This window comes from Gordonia mangrovi (assembly GCF_024734075.1).
Taxonomy (GTDB): domain Bacteria; phylum Actinomycetota; class Actinomycetes; order Mycobacteriales; family Mycobacteriaceae; genus Gordonia; species Gordonia mangrovi.
This window is the reverse complement of record NZ_CP102850.1, coordinates 4,709,106-4,728,314: the sequence shown is the minus strand read 5'-3', so window position 1 is coordinate 4,728,314 and position 19,209 is coordinate 4,709,106. Positions and strand designations below refer to the sequence as shown.

19 protein-coding genes are annotated in these 19,209 nt (G+C 68.2%); 15 read left to right on the top strand and 4 right to left on the bottom strand.

From position 1 onward, the window contains the following. Positions 1–2: 2 nt before the first annotated feature. The 8 genes from NWF22_RS21475 to NWF22_RS21440 all read left to right on the top strand — a co-directional run bounded on the left by NWF22_RS21475 (position 3) and on the right by NWF22_RS21440 (position 9,005). Positions 3–953 carry an ABC transporter ATP-binding protein gene (locus NWF22_RS21475; protein ID WP_160902470.1) on the top strand — a complete coding sequence of 317 codons (951 nt, stop codon included), beginning with the start codon at positions 3–5 and terminating at the stop codon, positions 951–953. After that, positions 950–2,593 (top strand): ABC transporter permease, encoded by a 1,644-nt coding sequence (locus tag NWF22_RS21470; protein WP_233751166.1) that lies wholly within the window; start codon positions 950–952, stop codon positions 2,591–2,593. The genes NWF22_RS21475 and NWF22_RS21470 overlap by 4 nt, the downstream gene beginning before the upstream one ends. Before the next feature lie 87 nt (positions 2,594–2,680). Then, positions 2,681–4,450, top strand: a complete 1,770-nt coding sequence (gene acsA, locus NWF22_RS21465) for an acetate--CoA ligase (protein ID WP_160902471.1) — start codon at positions 2,681–2,683, stop codon at positions 4,448–4,450. Further along, positions 4,447–5,460 (top strand): pyruvate dehydrogenase (acetyl-transferring) E1 component subunit alpha, encoded by a 1,014-nt coding sequence (gene pdhA / locus NWF22_RS21460; RefSeq protein WP_160902472.1) that lies wholly within the window; start codon positions 4,447–4,449, stop codon positions 5,458–5,460. Before acsA ends, pdhA begins: the two co-directional genes overlap by 4 nt. Further along, positions 5,457–6,431, top strand: a complete 975-nt coding sequence (locus NWF22_RS21455) for an alpha-ketoacid dehydrogenase subunit beta (RefSeq protein ID WP_160902473.1) — start codon at positions 5,457–5,459, stop codon at positions 6,429–6,431. Before pdhA ends, NWF22_RS21455 begins: the two co-directional genes overlap by 4 nt. Before the next feature lie 10 nt (positions 6,432–6,441). Next, positions 6,442–7,674, top strand: coding sequence for a dihydrolipoamide acetyltransferase family protein (locus tag NWF22_RS21450; RefSeq protein WP_160902474.1), 1,233 nt, complete (start codon positions 6,442–6,444; stop codon positions 7,672–7,674). A gap of 8 nt (positions 7,675–7,682) precedes the next feature. Continuing rightward, positions 7,683–7,943: an acyl carrier protein gene (locus NWF22_RS21445; protein WP_160902475.1), complete on the top strand. Its 261-nt coding sequence runs from the start codon at positions 7,683–7,685 to the stop codon at positions 7,941–7,943. 156 nt (positions 7,944–8,099) lie between these two features. Further along, on the top strand, positions 8,100–9,005 hold the full coding sequence (locus NWF22_RS21440; protein WP_202398684.1) for a cyclase family protein: 906 nt from the start codon (positions 8,100–8,102) through the stop codon (positions 9,003–9,005). Between the two features lie 35 nt (positions 9,006–9,040). Here NWF22_RS21440 and NWF22_RS21435 read toward each other — a convergent pair whose 3' ends face one another. Then, positions 9,041–9,715, bottom strand: coding sequence for a TetR/AcrR family transcriptional regulator (locus tag NWF22_RS21435; protein ID WP_258321236.1), 675 nt, complete (start codon positions 9,713–9,715; stop codon positions 9,041–9,043). Between the two features lie 92 nt (positions 9,716–9,807). On the opposite strand from NWF22_RS21435, the gene NWF22_RS21430 reads away from it, so the two are divergent. Genes NWF22_RS21430 through NWF22_RS21420 form a run of 3 tightly spaced genes read left to right on the top strand, consistent with a single transcriptional unit; the run spans position 9,808 to position 11,654 of the window. Continuing rightward, entirely contained in the window at positions 9,808–10,371 is a 564-nt protein-coding gene (locus NWF22_RS21430; protein ID WP_160902478.1) for a VOC family protein, read from the top strand. A 45-nt stretch (positions 10,372–10,416) separates the two neighbouring features. Continuing rightward, complete coding sequence (locus NWF22_RS21425) at positions 10,417–11,055, top strand: carboxymuconolactone decarboxylase family protein (protein ID WP_160902479.1); 639 nt, start codon at positions 10,417–10,419, stop codon at positions 11,053–11,055. A gap of 41 nt (positions 11,056–11,096) precedes the next feature. Continuing rightward, entirely contained in the window at positions 11,097–11,654 is a 558-nt protein-coding gene (locus tag NWF22_RS21420) for a GNAT family N-acetyltransferase (RefSeq protein ID WP_258321235.1), read from the top strand. An 18-nt stretch (positions 11,655–11,672) separates the two neighbouring features. Here NWF22_RS21420 and zapE read toward each other — a convergent pair whose 3' ends face one another. Beyond that, on the bottom strand, positions 11,673–12,686 hold the full coding sequence (gene zapE, locus NWF22_RS21415) for a cell division protein ZapE (protein WP_160902480.1): 1,014 nt from the start codon (positions 12,684–12,686) through the stop codon (positions 11,673–11,675). 35 nt (positions 12,687–12,721) lie between these two features. Between zapE and NWF22_RS21410 the strand changes: the two genes are divergently transcribed. The 4 genes from NWF22_RS21410 (at position 12,722) to msrB (ending at position 16,969) form a co-directional block, all read left to right on the top strand. Continuing rightward, entirely contained in the window at positions 12,722–13,513 is a 792-nt protein-coding gene (locus tag NWF22_RS21410; protein ID WP_160902481.1) for a dihydrofolate reductase family protein, read from the top strand. 37 nt (positions 13,514–13,550) lie between these two features. Beyond that, entirely contained in the window at positions 13,551–15,161 is a 1,611-nt protein-coding gene (locus NWF22_RS21405) for an alpha/beta hydrolase (RefSeq protein ID WP_373691963.1), read from the top strand. An 87-nt stretch (positions 15,162–15,248) separates the two neighbouring features. Continuing rightward, entirely contained in the window at positions 15,249–16,535 is a 1,287-nt protein-coding gene (locus NWF22_RS21400) for a glycosyltransferase family 87 protein (RefSeq protein ID WP_160902482.1), read from the top strand. Then, a complete protein-coding gene (gene msrB / locus NWF22_RS21395; RefSeq protein WP_160902483.1) occupies positions 16,532–16,969 on the top strand; it encodes a peptide-methionine (R)-S-oxide reductase MsrB in 438 nt (145 codons plus the stop codon). The genes NWF22_RS21400 and msrB overlap by 4 nt, the downstream gene beginning before the upstream one ends. A 105-nt stretch (positions 16,970–17,074) precedes the next feature. Here the strand turns inward: msrB and hemQ are convergent, their stop codons facing one another. Beyond that, positions 17,075–17,770, bottom strand: coding sequence for a hydrogen peroxide-dependent heme synthase (gene hemQ, locus NWF22_RS21390; protein WP_160902484.1), 696 nt, complete (start codon positions 17,768–17,770; stop codon positions 17,075–17,077). A 37-nt stretch (positions 17,771–17,807) separates the two neighbouring features. Continuing rightward, positions 17,808–19,205 carry a protoporphyrinogen oxidase gene (hemG, locus tag NWF22_RS21385; protein WP_160902485.1) on the bottom strand — a complete coding sequence of 466 codons (1,398 nt, stop codon included), beginning with the start codon at positions 19,203–19,205 and terminating at the stop codon, positions 17,808–17,810. Positions 19,206–19,209: the final 4 nt, after the last annotated feature.

Below are 19,209 nucleotides of genomic sequence, written 5' to 3'. Positions count from 1 at the left end.
GCATGGACGCGATATCGATATCAGGGTTGACCAAACGCTTCGGGCACGTCACCGCGCTCGACAGTCTGGACCTCAGCGTGCGGCAGGGCGAGGTGCACGGCTTCCTCGGCCCGAACGGTTCGGGAAAGACCACCACCATCCGCGTCCTGCTCGGTCTGCTGCGTGCGGATTCCGGAGATGTCCGGGTGCTCGGTGAGGACCCGTGGCGCGACGCGGTCACCCTGCACGGCCGACTCGCCTACGTGCCGGGCGAGGTCAACCTCTGGCCCGGCATCACCGGCGGCGAGGTGATCGACCTGATGGGACGCCTGCGCGGCGATGCGAACCAGCAGCGCCGCGACGAACTGCTCGAACGCTTCGACCTCGACCCGCGAAAGAAGGCACGCACCTACTCGAAGGGCAACCGGCAGAAGGTCGCCCTGATCGCCGCCCTGGCATCAGACGCCGAACTCCTACTCCTCGATGAGCCGACCGCCGGACTCGACCCGCTGATGGAGGCAGAGTTCCAGGACTGCATCGCCGACGAGCGACGCCGCGGACGGACGGTGTTGCTGTCGAGCCACATCCTCGCCCAGGTCGAAGCCTTGTGCGACCGCGTCAGCCTGATCCGACTGGGCAGCACCGTCGACAGCGGCACCCTGGCCGAACTCCGTCATCTCGGCCGGCTCGCCGTGACCGCGGAAACACGACAATCACCCGATGACCTGATCCAGATGCCGGGTGTCCACAATGCGACTCGCGACGGCAATCAGGTCAGGTTCGAGGTCGACGCCGGCGAACTCGACGAGGTCATGCGCGCGCTCGCGGCACTGGGCGTACGGAGCCTCACGAGTGCGCCGCCGACGTTGGAGGACATCTTCTTGCATCACTACGACGGTTCCGGTGCCGGTTCCGGTGCCGGTTCTGCCGCGAATGCATCCGGCGACCTCGGTGAAACGAGCACGGCGCGATGAACGCGACACACGCGGCGAGCACAACCGACACGGTCGACGTGGCGGACCGGCACGGTGTCGGCATCGCCGGTTCCGGGACGCTGCTGCGGTTCGGACTGCGCCGCGAGCGCGTCGGTCTGGTGGCATGGATCGTGGGTACCGCCGCCCTGGTCGGATTTCAGGCCTGGGGCAGCCAGAATCTGTACAGCACGCCGGAACAACTCGCGGCGCTGCGTGAAACGGTCGGCGGCAGTCCGGCGCTCGTGGCACTCAGCGGCCCGCAGGAACTGCTCGCCACCGTCGGCGGTGAAGTGGTCTTCGAGATCTTCGGGTACGCGGCGATCGTGCTCGCACTCATGAACATGTTCCTCGTTGCGCGACGCACCCGATCCGACGAGGAGAACGGCCGCGCCGAATTGATCCGCTCCGCGCGTGTCGGGCGTCGGGCACCGGTCGTCGCCGCCATCATGCTCGCGACCCTGGCCGACGTGGCGGCGGGCGCAGCGGTGTTCCTCACCGCCGTGGTGAGCGGCCTGCCGTTCGCCGGATCTGTGCTGCTGGGCGCGGCGCTGGCCGGTGTGGGTTTCGCCTTCGCCGGATTCACCGCGCTGGCTGCGCAGGTCTTTGAGAACCCGCGCAGCGTCTACGGCGCGGTGACGGCGGCGATCGGCATCGCCTACGTGTTGCGTGCGGCCGGCGACGTCGGCGACGGCACACTGTCGTGGCTCTCGCCGATCGGCTGGGGACAACGGACGCTCCCCTACGTCGACGACCGCTGGTGGCCGTTGGTGCTTCCACTCGCTGCCGGGGCCCTGTCCCTCCTCGCCGCGGCCGTCGTGTTGGAGCACCGCGACTTCGGGGCCGGCCTCCTGGGGTACCGCGCCGGCCGGGCAACCGCGTCGCCGTTGCTGAGTTCATCGGTGGGACTGGCCTGGCGCCTGCACCGGGGATCGATGGCAGCCTGGGCAGCCGGAGTGTTCATACTGTCCGCGGCCTACGGTTCGTTCGCCGAGAGCATCGCCGACTTCATCGCCGACAACCCACAGATCGCCGACTACCTGCCCGGCGGGGCCGCCGACGCGGTGGACGCCTACCTGGCGCTCACCCTCCAGATCGCGGCGTTGTTGGCGGCCGCCTACGGAGTCAACAGTGCGCTGCGGGCGCGACGGGAGGAAACCGCTGTGCGGCTCGAATCGCTACTGGCCGCCGGCAACAGTCGCCGGGCCTGGCTGGGCGGGCACGTCACCATGGCACTCGGCGGAAGCGCAGCGGTTCTGGTGGCAGGCGCCTTCGGCGATGGTCTCGCCTACGGCATCAGCATCTCCGAACTGTCCCAGTCGATCCGGCTGATCGCCTACTCGCTGGTGTATGTGCCTGCGGTCTGGCTGATCATCGCGGTCGCGGTACTCGCCATCGGTTGGGTGCCGCGGCTCGCGACGATCCTCGGGTGGGTGGTGTTCGGCTATTGCGCGGTGATCGTGATGTTCGCAGACTCGTTCCGACTGCCGGACTGGACCCGTGATGCCTCGCCGTTCACCCACCTCCCGCAGGCACCGCTGGAGCCGGTCACCGCGACCGCGATCATCACGCTGCTCGTCATCGCCGCGGTCCTGCTCGTGGCCGGCTTCGTCGGACTCAACCGGCGCGATCTGGGGTACTGACCCGGCCTGGACGAAACGGCCATGGGCATCCGAACCGGGGCCGAAAGGCCCTGCTCGGTGGCGACGCTGCGCGGTAGCGTCCACATCATGGAGGTCATCCACAAGACCGACGACGACCTACGGATACCACCGAATCTCGCCGACTACGACGCGTCCCGCAGAGACTTCAGTTGGGCGCGTGCCGCCGATGGATTGCTGATGCCCGGCGGAGGCTGCAACATCGCCTACTCCGCGGTGGACCGCCATGTCGGCGGCCCCACGGGCACCACCACCGCCCTGCGCTTCCTCGGCGACACCGGTCCCGACGGCAACATCACCGCCCGCGACGTCTCCTACGACGAACTCGCGACCTTGGCACGACGGTTCACCAACGTGCTGCGCCGGCTGGGAATCGGCAAGGGCGACACCATGTTCGTCGTCTCGCCGCGTATCCCGGAACTGTATGCCGGCGTGCTGGGGGCGTTGCGCAACGGCACCGTCGTCTCGCCGCTGTTCTCGGCGTTCGGCCCCGAACCGATCGCGATGCGCGTACAGCTCGGCGGCGGGTCGGTGCTACTGACCACCAAGTCGCTGTACCGACGCAAGATCGCCAAGATGCGCGCGGAGATGCCGACCCTGCGCCACGTTCTGCTCGTCGACGAATCCGGTGCGCCCACCGACATTCCGGGCACCGAGGACCTCCGCGCCCTGATGGCAGACGCCTCCGACGACGCCGAGATCACCGAGACCACCGCCGACGACCCGGCGCTGCTGCACTTCACGAGCGGGACGACGGGAACCCCGAAGGGTGCCGTCCACGTGCACGGTGCGGTCACCACGCACTACACGACCGGTCTGTACGCCCTCGATCTGCACCCCGACGACACGTTCTGGTGCACGGCCGACCCCGGCTGGGTCACCGGCACGTCCTACGGGATCATCGCTCCCCTGCTGCACGGGGTCACCTCGATCATCGATCCGGCCGACTTCGATGCGGAACGGTGGTACCGGATTCTCGAGCAGCAAGACGTCTCGGTGTGGTACACCGCGCCCACCGCGATCCGCATGCTGATGAAAGCCGGAAGCGAACTGGCACACAAGTTCCCGCGTCCGCACCTACGGTTCATCGCCAGCGTCGGCGAGCCGTTGAACCCGGAGGCGGTGCTGTGGGGACGCGACGTGCTGGGTCTGCCCATCCACGACAACTGGTGGCAGACCGAGACCGGCGGCATCATGATCGCCAACACGCCCGCCTTCGACATCAAGCCCGGCTCGATGGGCCGGCCGCTGCCCGGCATCGACGCCGTCCTCGTGCGGCACAACCCCGACCACAGCGTGACCGTGATCGACACCCCCGACGACGAGGGCGAACTCGCGCTGCGGGTCGGCTGGCCGTCGATGTTCCGCGCCTATCTGAACAACGAGGAGCGCTACCACAAGTGCTTCGTCGACGATCTCTACCTGTCGGGTGATCTGGCCAAACGTGACGAGGACGGCTACTTCTGGTTCGTCGGACGGGCCGACGACGTGATCAAGTCCGCGGGCCATCTGATCGGGCCGTTCGAGGTGGAGAACGTGCTGATGGAGCATCCCGCCGTCGCCGAGGCGGCCGTGATCGGCACACCCGATCCGATCGTCGGCGAGGTGGTGAAGGCCTTCGTCACGCTGCGCCGCGGTTACGAGTTCGACGACAAGCTACGCCGCGAACTGCTCGGACATGCCCGCAAGAAGCTGGGCGCCGCGGTGGCGCCGAAGGAGATCGACCATGCCACCCACCTCCCGCACACCCGCAGCGGCAAGATCATGCGCCGGCTGTTGAAGGCCCGCGAACTCGGCCTGCCCGAGGGCGACATCTCGACGCTGGAGTCGGGCTCATGAATACCGCGACGACGACCCTGCCCTACCGCCGGGAGTTCCTGCAGGAGTTGCTCGGCGACATGGTGCGCATCCGCCGGATGGAGGAACGCGCCGCAGAACTGTACGGGGCCACCAAGATCCGCGGGTTCCTGCACCTCTACGTCGGTGAGGAGGCGGTGGCCGTGGGGGCGCTGGGGGCACTCACCGACGACGACGCGGTGGTCGCCACCTACCGAGAGCACGGTCACGCGCTGATCCGCGGGGTGCCGATGACGTCCATCATGGCCGAGATGTTCGGCAAACAGGAGGGCTGCTCACGCGGACGGGGCGGATCGATGCACCTGTTCGACGCCGACTCCCGCTTCTACGGCGGCAACGCGATCGTCGCCGGCGGTCTGCCGCTGGCGGTCGGTATCGCATTGGCCGACGCCATGCAGGGACGACGACGGGTGACGGCCTGTTTCTTCGGCGACGGGGCGGTCGCCGAGGGTGCCTTCCACGAATCGGTGAACATGGCGGCCCTGTGGAATCTGCCGATCCTGTTCTGCTGCGAGAACAACCGCTACGCGATGGGCACCGCGCTGGAACGGGCGCAGTCGCAGACCGACCTGGCAGCCAAGGCCGCCGCGTACAAGGTACCGACGGTGCAGGTGGACGGGATGGACGTGATCGCCACCCACGAGGCGGCCAGCCTCGGCGCGCAGCACATCCGCGACACCGGCGGACCCTACTTCATCGAGTTCCTCACCTACCGTTTCCGTGCGCACTCGATGTTCGACCCGGAGCTCTACCGCGACAAGGCCGAGGTGGAGGCCTGGAAGCAGCGCGATCCGATCACGATGTTCACCGACCGGCTCCGTGAGGCGGGGCTGCTCACCGACGACGAATCCGGTGAGATCGACGCACGCGCCGAGGCCGAGGTCGACGCCGCGGTCGCCTTCGCCGAGCAGGGCAGTTTCGAGCCGGTCGAGGAACTCGAACGCGACGTCACCACCCCGGCTGCCACCACCCCGGTCGAGGAGCTCCGATGAAGACGACCTATCGCGGCGCGCTGCGCGATGCCATCCGTGCGGCGATGCTCGCCGACGAACGGGTGTTCCTGATGGGTGAGGACGTGGGCCGCTACGGCGGCACCTATGCCGTGTCCAAGGGGTTGCTCGAGGAGTTCGGACCCGAACGTGTCCGGGACACCCCGCTGTCGGAACTGGGTTTTGTCGGCGTGGGTATCGGCGCCGCGCTGGGCGGCATGCGCCCGATCGTCGAGGTGATGACGGTCAACTTCAGTCTGCTCTCACTCGATCAGGTGGTGAACACCGCCGCGGCCCTGCGGCATATGTCCGGCGGGCAGTTCTCCGTGCCCATCGTGATCCGGATGGCCACCGGCGCCGGCCGACAACTGGCGGCGCAGCACTCGCACAGCCTGGAGAACTGGTATGCCCACATCCCCGGCATCACGGTGCTGGCGCCGGCCACCGTCGAAGACGCCCGCGGCATGCTCGCGCCAGCGCTCGCCGATCCGGATCCGGTCATCATCTTCGAGCACGCCACGCTCTACAACGACGCCGAGGACCTCGAGGGCCCGGTCGAGGTCGACATCTCCTCGGCGGCGATCCGGCGGGAGGGCGGCGACGTCACGCTGATCACCTACGGCGGGTCGCTGCACAAGACGCTGCGCGCCGCGGAGATGCTCGCCCTGGAAGGGGTCGGCTGCGAGGTCATCGACCTGCGCGTGCTGCGTCCCCTCGACATGCCCACGATCGTGTCGTCGGTGACCAAGACCCACCGCGCGGTCGTGGTGGACGAGGGCTGGCGCAGCGGCAGCCTCGCCGGCGAGGTGATGGCCCGCATCGTCGAGGAGGCGTTCTACGAACTCGACGCGCCGCCCGCGCGGGTGTGCAGCGCGGAGGTGCCCATTCCCTACGCGCGGCATCTCGAGGAGGCCGCGGTCCCCCAGCCCGAAAAGATCGTGGCCGCAGTGCATTCCGTCCTCGGCGCGGAGTAGGTGGGCGCCGGTGATCGAGTTCAGGCTGCCGTCGCTGGGCGCCGACATGGACGAGGCGCGACTCAACGAGTGGATGATCAAGCCGGGTGACCCCGTGGAGAAGGGCCAGGTGGTCGCCGAGGTGGAGACCACCAAGTCGGCCATCGACGTCGAAGCGTGGCACGAGGGCACGGTCGCCGAACTCATCGTCGAGGTGGGCCAGACCATCCCGGTGGGCACGGTGATGGCGTTGTTCCTCGAACCCGGCGAGACGCCGGCACCGACCTCGCCCGCACCGACTCCACCATCATCACCAACTCCGCCCGCACCGGCACCGACCGCTGCGCCGGCGCCGACCACAACTGCCCCGACCCCGGCGCCGACGGCCGATTCCGGCGCCGCACCGACCACCCGTACCCGCATCTCCCCCGCGGCACGTCGTCGGGCGCGCGAGCGCGGCATCGACCTCGATCCGGTCTCCGGCACCGGGCCCGGTGGCGCGATCACCCTCGCCGACATCGACCGCGCCGCGGACGCGGCGGCCACCACACAGACACCCGCGCCGTCGGCGACCCCCGCACAAACAACTGCGGCCGACCGCGCCTCTGAGATGCGCCGGACGATCGGGGCGGCGATGAGCCGGTCCAAACGCGAGATCCCGCACTACTACCTGTCGGAGTCCATACCGCTGGCCGCCGCGCAGGCGTGGCTGTCCGAACGCAACGCACAACGCTCGGTCACCGAGCGCATCCTGCCCGCCGTGCTGCTGCTCAAGGCGGTGGCCGTGGCCGCCGGCCGATACCCCGAGATGAACGGGTTCTGGATCGACGACGAGTTCCATCAGCAATCGGCCGTACATGTCGGCGTGGCGGTCTCGCTGCGCCGCGGCGGACTGATCGCCCCCGCGATCCACGACGTGCCCGACAAATCGCTGGACCGGATTCAGGCCGATCTGACCGACCTGGTGAAACGGACACGGGCCGGCAAGCTCCGCAGTTCGGAGGTGTCGGACCCGACGCTGACGGTGACCAATCTCGGCGACAAGGGTGTCGAGTCGGTGTTCGGGGTGATCTACCCACCGCAGGTGGCGCTGGTCGGTTTCGGCACACCGGTCGTACGCCCCTGGGTCGTCGGCGACGACATCCGGCCGGTGCCGGTCGTCGTCGCCAGTCTCGCCGCCGACCATCGGGTGAGCGACGGACGCCGGGGGGCATTGTTTCTCACCGCGATCCGAGAACTGCTGCAGCGCCCCGAGAAACTCTGAGGGACACCATGAACTCCGACAAGACACTGACCACCGACGAGATCAGGAGTACGGTCTTCGCCGCGCTCTACGAGGTGGCACCGGAACTATCGGACGAGGAACTCGTCGCCGACGAAGCACTGCGTGACCAGGCCGACCTGGATTCGATGGACTGGCTGAACTTCCTGATCGGCGTCAAGAAAGCGCTCGGGGTCGACATCCCCGAATCCGACTACTCCGCCCTGCGGACCATCGACGACATCGTGGAGTACGTCGCGCGCCACCGTTGACTCGGGTGTGCTCCGTCGTCGATGGCCCGGTGCATCCGGAGATTGCCCACACCGTTGACATCGATCAGTAATCCACGTCACACTTGCACCGAGCTTGACACGACTGTCAAGTTGACGACAACTGCGGGAGGCAGTGTGACCACATCCACCAATGACATGCGGGAACTCGGTGCACAGGTACGCAATTGGGGACGATGGGGTGATGACGACGAACGCGGCACCACGAACCTGATCACCCCCGAACGAGTGGCCGCAGCGGCCGGGCTCATCCGTACCGGCGAGGTCTTCGAGTTGGGTATTCCCCTCGACGCCGACGGCCCGCAGCCCGGTGGCACCCGGATCAACCCGATCCGGCTCATGTCCGAGAACGGCCAGGAACAGGTCCTGCCCGGAGGGTTCAAATGGGCCGACGACTACGTGTTCATGCCGCTCCAGGCCGGGTCACAGTACGACTCGCTGTCCCATGTGCACTACGACGGCCAGCTCTACAACGGGCATCCCGGCGACGGCGTGACGATCAAGGGTGCCGACAAATGCGGAATCCACACACAGGCCAAGGGAATTGCGGGTCGCGGGGTGCTACTCGACATCGCCGCCCATCGCGGGGTCGACTGGCTCGACGCCGGTGAGGCCATCGACCCCGACGAACTCGACGCCGTCGCTCAAGCCCAGGGCGTCGACGTGGGCCCAGGCGACATCCTGTTGTTCCGGACCGGCTGGCGGGCGAAGTTCCTCGCCGAACACGATCCGCAGAGTTTCATGGCCGGCGAACCCGGCCTGTCGCTACGCAGTGCCGGCTGGTTGCGGGACCGCGACGTCGCAGTGGTCGGGTCCGACAACTGGGCCGTCGAGGTCCTCCCCGGCGAGAACCCCGGCGCCGTCTTCGAATTGCACATGGTGCTGATCCGCGACATGGGCGTCACCCTGGCCGAGATGCTCGATTTCGAGGAACTCGCCGCCGCCTGCGCGGACGACGGCCGCTACGACTTCTTCTTCGCCGGGCCTCCGTTGAAGTTCACCCGCGGAGTCGGGTCGCCGATCAATCCGCTGGCCATCCGATGAGCGCGGTGCAGCACACCGGGACCGACGGCTGACGATCAACGAAATGTCTGGCTAGCACGCTCGGGCATCTCCAGCCCCAGGGCGCCGACGCACATGAGATCGAGGGTGTCGAGCAGGGCATCCTCGTCGGCATCCTCGCCCTGCACGAGCCAGAGGTACAGCGTGTGATCGACCATCGCCGCCATCGCCCGGGCCGCCATCACCGGATCCAACGACGCACGAACCCGGCCCTGCTCCTGCCAGTGCGCGATGGCCCCGGCCGTCTTGTCGATCAACGACGCACGATGCTCGTGACGCAGTTGGCGGAACTCCTCGTTGAAGGTCGCGACCTGTTCCACAATCGCCATCATGCGCGCGTGACGCCGATATGCCTGGTAGTAGGAACGATTCGCGGCGATGAGGCGTTGCGCCGGGGTCATGTCATGTGCGGACGGCTCCCGGTGATGCACTTCGGTGAACAGGCGCGTGCTCAGCTCCCGGAAGACGTCTTCCTTCGATGCGAAGTATCGATAGAACGTCCCGTAGGACACGCCGGCCTCCCGGGCGATCAGTTCCACCCGCGCGTCGACGAACCCGATGCGCTCGAAAACCCGCTGCGCGGCGTCGAGGACCGCGTCGCGCGTGGCCATCCCCCGCGGCGACAAGGAGTCGACCGGCGCCGGCACGCCGGGAGCATTTCCGGCGGACTTGTTGACAGCGGACCGGGCCACGCACAAGACTCTTCCCCAAGCTGACATGACAGTCAAGTCATGTTTGCCCCGACACATGCGCGGGGTGATTGGCTCGCGAAAGGACGGTCGACATGCCCAGCAACCCCATCTTCGAACTCCGCGGCATCAACCATCTCGCGCTCGTCTGCGCCGACATGCGCAGGACCATCGACTTCTACTCCGGTGTCCTCGGCATGCCGCTGGTGAAGACCCTCGATCTCCCCGGCGGTCTCGGACAGCACTTCTTCTTCGACTGCGGCGGCGGCAACACGGTCGCCTTCTTCTGGCTCGCCGACTCCCCCGACGCCGCCCCCGGGGTCGCGGCCCCCAAGGGCCGCCCCGACGAAGGCGAACTGGCCAGCGCCATCGGATCGATGAATCACGTCGCCTTCGCGGTGCCGCCAGAGCAGTTCGACAGCTACCGAAGCCGACTGGAGGATGCCGGCGTCGCGGTCAGCCCGGTGCTCAACCACGACGACAGCCCCGGCGGGGTCTCGCGGCACGTCCACCCCGGAACGTTCGTGCGATCGTTCTACTTCCAGGATCCCGACGGGGTGTTGCTGGAGTTCGCCTGCTGGACACGCGAGTTCACCGATGCAGACGTGGCCCACGAGCCGAAGACCGCAGCGGACCGCCGCGTGGCCACCTCCTCCTGAGCCCGCCCACCTCCTGAGCAACCCGAATGCCACCGAGAGGAATTCATGCCCCGCCTTCCCGAGGTACGTCGCGCCGACGTCACCGATGAGAAGATCCTGTACTTCTACGATCGGCTCTTCGGCCCCGACAAGGACCCCGCTGTCGAGCACGGGACGATCCATGCAACCCACGGCGACTGGTGGACCGTCTTCGCCAACTCCCCGCAGGTGTTCCGCCATGCCGTCCGCGGCTTCACGCTCTACCGCAATGCGACGATCGATCCGCTGCTGCGGGAATTGGGTCAGGCCCGCGCTGGATACGCGCGCGGCAGCCAGTTCGTGTTCTCCCAGCACTGCAAACAGATGCGTTCGCTGGGGATGACCGAGGCGAAGATCGCCGCGATACCCGCCTGGCAGGTGAGCGACCTGTTCACGCCGCTGGAGCGTGCGGTCCTCGCCTACACCGACGGCCTGGTGCTCGACGGCGGACGAGTTCCCGACGGCGTGTTCGATGCGCTGACCGAACATCTGCCGGCCGACCAGATCCTCGAGCTCACCTACATCACCGCGATGTATGACATGCACGCCACGATGTCGAAGGCACTGCGGTTGGAATTCGACGACGTCGACGAACGCATCAGCGAGGTCGAGATCCCCGAAGGCGTTGCGGTGGCCGATCTGTCGGCCGATCTCGCCGGCGAGTGACGCGCCGCGGCGGCAGCTGACCCGAGGCGTAGGCTGCGCATGTGCCCCAGCCCGTGCTCGTCGAGGTCGTCTCTGATGCGGCGCATGCCGCGGACGTCGCCGCAATCGCCGCGGCGACGTTCCCCCTCGCCTGCCCACCGCATTCACGTCCCGAGGACATCGCCGGGCACATCCGCGACAACCTGCGACCGGAGGTGTTTGCGCACCACATCGAGAGCACCGAGAGCGACGTCCTGGTGGCGCGGGCGGGCATCGGGGGCCGGATCGTCGGGTACGCACTGGCGGTGCACACCGCCCCCGAGCACCCCGACGTCGCCGCGGTCGTGACCCAGCGACCGGTCACCGAGATCTCGAAGATGTATGTGGCGCCGGAGCATCACGCCTCCGGACAGCAGACACCGCCGTCACACGCCCTGATGCACACGGCACTCGAGATCGCGCGGGGCCGCGGCAGCATGCTCGCGTGGCTCGGTGTCAACCAGGAAAACGTACGCGCACAACGCTTTTACACGAAGATGGGGTTTGTTCGGGCCGGGGTCAAGACGTTCGATCTCCACGGCTCGGTCGAACATGACTTCATCTTTGTCCACCAGCTGTGAGATCTGCGACGCGTGTCGTCAGACCGCACTCTCGGCGAACCGCGACAACGCCAGCAACCGAGACGTCGCGCGCAGATACTTCTTGCGGTATCCGCCGTTGAGCATCTCGTCGGTGAAGATCTCGTCGAGTTTGCTGCCGGACACGGTGACCGGGATGTTGGCGTCGTAGAGCCGGTCGGCGAGCACCACCATGCGCAGGGCCACCGACTGGTCACGGGCGGCGTGCACATTGCGGATGCAGACCAGCGAGACGTCGTTGACGAGATCCTTGTACTTCGACGGGTGCAGGGTGCTCAGGTGATCACACAGTTCGTCGAAGTCGTCGAGGGTGGCACCGTCGGTCGATTCGGCGATCTCCTCGAGCTCGGTGTCCGAGCGCGGATCGGGTGCCGGCGGCAGGTCACGGTGCCGGTAGTCGGGCCCGTCCACGCGGATCGTCTCGAACACCGACGACAGTTTCCGGATCTCGCGCAGGAAGTCCTGGGCGGCGAACCGGCCCTCGCCGAGCTGCCCGGGCAAGGTGTTGGAGGTCGCCGCGATGGACACCCCGTTCGCCGTCAGTTCGGTGAGCAGCCGCGACACCAGCATGGTGTCACCCGGGTCGTCGAGTTCGAATTCGTCGATGCACAGCACGGTGTGTTGCGACAGCCGTTCCACGGCGTTGACGAATCCGAGCGCGCCCACCACATGAGTCACCTCGACGAAGGTGGCGAAGGCCTTCGGCTCGGGCAGCGAGTGATAGATCGATGCCAGCAGGTGGGTCTTGCCGACACCGAACCCACCGTCGAGGTAGAGGCCGACACCCTGCCCGGTCTTCTTGCGGGAGAACAAGCCGCCTCTGCCGCCGCGAACCTTGCCGGCCCGGGCCACGAAGTCGCGGCCCTTGGATACCGCCTCGGCCTGCGAGGGCTCGGCCGGGTCGGGGATGTAGGAGTCGAAGCTGACCGAGTCGAACGTCGACGGGGGCACCATCTCGTCGATCAGTGCCTCGGGTGCGACCGTCGGATTGCGGTCGCAGAGTCGTGCCGTCATATGGGGAGCCTAACGACCTCGGCCATCATGGAGTCATGTTCGGTCTACAGAAAGCGACCCAGCTCACACCCGCAGACGACCAGGCCACCACCCTGCATTGGCTCGCCGAGCAGTACGCGTATCCGCCTCGCCCCTCCTCACCGCCCTGTCTGCCCCGGCCCTATGTGCGGGCGAACATGGTCGCCTCCATCGACGGCGCGGTCACCGTGGACGGACGGTCGGGCGGGCTGGGTGGACCGGGCGACAAGGCGGTCTTTCGCGTGCTGCGAGGGCTCGCCGACGTCGTTCTCGTCGGCGCGAGCACGGCGGTCACCGAGGGGTACGGTCAGCCGTCGGCGGACGACGAGTTCGCCGCCGACCGCGCTGCGCGCGATCAGATGCCCGCGCCCGCGCTCGCGTTGCTGTCGCGGTCGCTCTCTGTCCCCGACGACTTCGCGCCGGTCGCACACCCGGACACCGTGATCCTGACCTGCCGGTCGGCACCCACCGACCGTCGCTCCGCGCTGGCCGGCGTGGGCGCCACACTGATCGACTGCGGCGACGACACCGTCGACCCGCAGGCCGTCCTCGATGTCTGTGCCGAACGCGGCTGGGTCCATGTACTGACCGAGGGCGGCCCGTCGTTGCTCGGCGCGTTGGCGCAGGCGGACGCCCTCGACGAACTGTGCGTCACCACCGCTCCCGTCCTTGTCGGCGGCGATGCCGGGCGAATCGTCGGCCATGCCGATCCGGTGGCCGCGCGGCAGATGCGGCCGGTGTCGATCATCACCGACGACGACGGCTTCGTGTTCACCAGATGGGCTCGCACACCCGCCGATGAGGCGTGACCGCACGCCGCGAAGACCGTTGACTAGGCTCGCGGTCATGCGACGAGCACCCCGGCGGCAGGCCCGCGGTCACGGACCTCGGCGTGCGGCGATGCTGGCATTGGCGGCGGCGACCGTGACCGTCGTCGGTGTCAGTTCGTGCGCCGTCGGGCCGGATACCGGTCCGGAGGTGGTGCACGGCGGAGGTGGTGGGGCCCAGGCGCCGTCATCATCAGAAGCGCCCACCGGCCTTCCGCCGATCGAGGCACCGCGCAATGAACTCGACTGGAGTGACTGCGCACCCCAGACCGCGAATCGGTGGAATGTCGACCGGCCGGACGGGGTCAGCGTGCAATGCGCAGATCTGACGGTCCCGGTCAACCCCTACCGCCCGACCGGTGACACCCTCACGGTTGCGCTCACCCGGGCCGCGGTCGCCGACACACCCGCCGATGCGGTGCCCGTGGTGTTGACCTCAGGGTCGGATCTGCCGTCGTCACGCACGCTGATGATGCTCGCCGCCGGCCCGGGTCGCGCTCTCCTCGCCGAGCACCCGGTGGTCGCGATCGACCGGCGCGGGGCGCCGACGAGCGGGGAACTGGACTGCATGACCCGCGAAGAGCGGGCGGCGATGCGCAGCAACGGTCTGGCCGGCGACGCGGCGGTTTCTCAACAACAACGGATCGACCGCCTCGCGGGGTCGGCATCGTCGGCCGCCGGCGGCTGTACCGAGACTCTCGAGCCACATCAACTCGACTTCGGCGAGGCCTTCGCGGCCGCCGACATCGAGGCGCTGCGCATCCGGTGGGGCGTCGACCAGCTGGCGCTGGTGGGTGTCGGTGAGGGCTCCGACGTGGTCCTCGCCTATGCCGGGAACTTCTCCGGCCGGGCCGGACGCATCATTCTCGACACACCGACCCCGTTCGGCGCGAATGCCCGCGACCGTGCGGCGGCCCGCGCGACGGGGGTGCAGGCCGCACTGCGCACCTTCACCCAGCGATGCAACGCCAACGGGTCGTGTCCACTCGGCGCGGACGGCACGGCGACCATCGCCGATGTCCTCGCGAAGGGCCGCGCCGGGGACCTCGGCGGGCTGTCCGACACCGCGGCACTGTCGGCGATCACCACCGCGGTGGCGCTGGCTCCCGATCGGCCGGCCGCCACGACCGAGACCGCTGCGGCCATCGCCGCCGCGAACCGCGGCGACACCCGCGCGCTGCAGACGCTGGCCGACCGTGCCGCCACGCTGCGCCTCGCCGACGGTCAGCTGGTCGCCCGCTGCAACGACGTGAGCGGCCCCGTCGGCCAGAACGAGATTCCCGGACTCATCGACGCCTGGACGAAACAGAACCCGCTCACCGGCTCTGACAGCGCCCTGTCGCTGATGCGGTGCAACGGCTGGGCGTCCTCGACTCCGGTGAACCCGCCGAGCGCGTTGCCGGTCGATCCGCTCCTGCTCGACGGCGCCAACGACCCGATCAACGGCGGCGGGGGCGCCGAGGCGCTGGGCGGTCTGTTCATCACGGCCGGCACCACGCCGACGACGGTGAGCTGGGACGGCCTGGGATATTCCGTCCTCGCCCGCAGTGCCTGCGCCGCCGACATCGTGGCGACGTATCTCGGCGACGAGCCGCTCGGTCCGCCCACCGACCGCGGCTGCCCGAGCTGACCGCGGCCACTCGGCAACACGGTAACGCTGGGGCGAAACGTCGCAGGGCATGCCGTTGCGGTGCTCATCACGTAGTACGGTTCGCGAGTGGCGATTCTCGACAGGTACCTCCATCCACAGATGACCTTTGACCGGATCATCCCGATGGTGCTCTGGCCGATCTCCATCATGATGATCTTCCAACGGTCGGTGATCCTCGCGGGAAACGGCGACCGGACCGACGACTTCCGGCCCGTCTACCAGGCGGCACTGCAGTTCCTCAACGGCCAACCCGTCTACGCCGAGAACCTCGACACGGTCGACCCCCACTATCTGTATCCGCCGTCGGGCACCCTGCTCATGGCGCCGATCGCGGTGATCGATCCGGAGCGCTCACGGTGGGTGTTCATCGTGCTGAGTGTGCTGGCACTGATCGCCTCGGCCTTCCTGCTGGCCAAACTGTTCGGGTTCGCTGGGCGCTCCTGGGTCGTCCCGGTGATCCTGTTCTTCTTCTTCAGCACCGAAACCGTCTCCCACACCCTGATCTTCACGAACTTCAACTCGTTCGTGCTGCTCGGGATGCTCGCCTTCATGCTGCTCATGCTGCGGCGACACGACTGGTGGGCCGGTCTCGCGATCGGCTTGACCGTCGCGGTCAAACCGGTGCTGATCCCGTTGTTGCTGCTGCCGCTGCTCAACCGCCAGTGGCGAGTTCTGGTGACCGGGATAGGCACCCCGGTGATCCTCAACATCATCGCGTGGCCACTGATCGCCGACCCGAACTCGTTCGTCACCCGCACAGTGCCCTACCTCGGCGAGGCCCGCGACTACTACAACAGTTCGATCGCCGGCAACGGCGCGTACTTCGGGGTGGCCGACTGGCTGGTGCTGCTCCTGCGCATCGCATTCGTCCTCATGGCGGTCTTCAGCCTCTGGTTCCTCTATCGCTACTACCGGCGTACCGACGAACTGCTCTGGCTGGCGACATCGACGGGCGTCCTGTTGGTCACCGAGTTCCTGGTCGGCGCACTCGGTCAGGGCTACTACTCGATGCTGCTGTTCCCGCTGCTGATGACCGTCTTCCTGCCCGGATCGACGATGCGCAACTGGCCCGCCTGGCTGGGTGTGTACGGCTGTATGACCTTCGACTCGTATTACTCCGAGGAGTGGAGCGCCTTCGGACGGATGCTGGAGTTCAACAAGGTCACCTGGGGCTGGTCGCTGCTGATGATCGCCGTCTTCTGCTCGCTGCTGTTCCGCTACCTCGACATGCGGCGCGACGGGGTCACCTCGGTGATCGACGACGCCGGCTCACCGTCGGCCGACCCCGCGTTGACCGGCGGTGGCCGCGACGGTGGCGAGGGCGCCGACGCAGTGGCTACCGTGGAGAAATGAGTCCGAACTCCCGCACCGAATCCGAGTCCGTGGACGCCGGTCAGGTCACCGACGAGCAGTGGCGGCAGCGACTGACACCGGCCGAGTACCGCGTGCTCAGGCAGGCCGGCACCGAGGCTCCGTTCACCGGCGAGTACACCGACACCACCACGGTCGGCGTGTATCGGTGCCGGGCCTGCGATGCGGAGTTGTTCCGTAGCGAGCAGAAGTTCGAGTCCCACTGCGGGTGGCCGTCCTTCTTCTCACCGCTGGCCGGCGACGCCATCATCGAGCGCGCCGACGACTCCCTCGGCATGCGCCGGGTGGAGGTGTTGTGCGCCACCTGCGGCAGCCACCTCGGGCACGTCTTCTCCGGCGAGGGCTACGACACCCCCACCGATCTGCGGTACTGCATCAACTCGATCAGCCTGACGTTAAAGCCGGCCGAGGAGTGAGCGCGACCGCCCCGGGACGTTCGTCCCCCTGATCTCATCTCCTCCCCCTGCAGCAACCGGCCGAGGAAGTGATACCCGGGGGAAGAACGCAGGGGTGAGGTGGCGTCAGGGCAGGGCGTCGATCAGCGCAGTCGGCTCGACGCGCGGGCCGGTGAAGAACGGCGTCTCCTCGCGGACGTGCAGCCGCGCCTCGGTGGCGCGGAGGTCGCGCATGAGGTCGACGATGCGATGCAGTTCGGGCGCCTCGAAGGCGAGCAGCCACTCGTAGTCGCCGAGCGCGAAGGACGACACGGTGTTGGCGCGCACGTCTTTGTAGGCACGCGCCGCCTTGCCGTGGTCGGCGAGCATCTTGCGCCGCTCCTCGTCGGGCAGCAGATACCACTCGTAGGACCGCACGAACGGGTAGACGCAGATGTAGTTGCCGGGCTCCTCCCCGGCCAGGAACGCGGGGATGTGGCTCTTGTTGAACTCGGCGGGGCGGTGCAGCGCAACGTTGCTCCATACGGCGTCGCAGGCACGACCGAGGATCGTCTCGCGACGGAACCGCGCGTAGGCGGCCTGCAGCTGTTCGACCTCCTCGGCGTGCCACCAGATCATGAAGTCGGCATCGGCGCGCAGGCCCGCGACGTCGTAGACACCGCGGACCACGACGCCGGAATCCTCCAATGATTTGACGAAGTCGGTGGCGTCGGCCTTGGCCTGATCGCGATCGGCACCCAGCTCACCCGGCCGCACGGCGAACACCGAGAACATCAGGTAGCGGATGGTGGAGTTGAGTTCTGCATAGTCCAGGCGGCTCATACCCACATCGTGCCACCGGCGGCTCGGGACCGATGACTCAGGTCAGCTCGTCGATCAAGTCGGCGGCGGCTCTGCCCGCCTGTCCGATACAGGCCGGCACACCCACCCCGGCGTAGGCGGATCCCGCGAGCACCAGCCGACGCGGCCTCGCCCGCTGCACCGTCGACATCGCGGCCAGATGTCCCGGCCGGTACACCGGCAGGCCGCCGTTCCAGCGATACGTCTCGACGTCGAGAATTCTCCGTGACGGAGCCTCGACTCCGGCCGCCGCACAGACCCGATCGAGGTCCTCGCACGCCTGAACCCGAATACGTTGATCCACCTCGGGTTCTTCCGCCGGCGTCGGGACCGGCGCACCATATCGCCCGAACGAGGCACGAACCGACACCGGCCCGCCGTCGCCCGACAGGTGCGCCCACTTCTGCGAGCTGAAGGTGAACGCCTTGGCGCGCAGGCCCGCGTCGGTGGCCACCAGCACCCCCGAGTGGTCCGGCAGGGGTGTACCCGGCTCCAGCGCGATGGAGACGACCATCGACGACGCCCGCGGGACGTCGCAGAGTGCCCCGCCCACGTCGGGATGCTCCTCGGACAGCAGCGCACCGGCGACCCCGGCCGGCACGGCAAGGACCACACCGTCGTAGTCGACCGGCGTCTCATCGCACACACCGACGGTCCACCCGTCGGCACGTTCGTGAACCGAGTTCACCGTCGCTCCCGCTCGCGGCACGATTCCCGCGCTCGCGATCAGCGCGTCGACCAGCACCCGGTAGCCGCCGACCAATGTCCCGAACACCGGACCGGTCGCCCCGGCCCCGGCGGCCTGCACCGCATCCACCGCAGCGGTCAGCGATGCCGCACCGCCGTCGAGCTGATCCACCAACGCCGGAACCGCTTCGCGCACACCGATGTCGCGCGACAGACTGGCGTAGACGCCACCGAGCATCGGGTCCACGCTGCGGGCGACGACCGACGGGCCGAAGCGGTCGGCGACCAGATCGCCGATCGACCGGTCCTCGCCGACCCGCCACGACAGCGGCCGATCGGCCTCGTCGGCCATCCGTGCGAGGTCGCCGGCGTCGGCGAGCCCGGCCACCACCTCGGCGCTCGCCGGAATGCCCATCACTGCGGGCGCCGGAAGCGGATGCAGGCGGTCATCGGACCACACCGCCGGACGACGCGCCGTCGGCGAGACGATCCGGTCCTCGAGCCCCAGCTCCCGCACCAGACCGAGCGCTTCGGGCCGCCGCACGACGAACGCTTCGGCACCCACGTCGACCATTCGGCCGCCGACGTCCGCCGTGCGGAGCAGACCGCCCATGTGCGCACCCGAGTCGAACAGGTCGATCTCCGTGTCGTCGCCGAGTGCACGGCGTAACCGGTACGCCGCGGTCAGTCCGGAGATGCCGCCACCCACGATGGCGATGCGACGGGTCACGGCG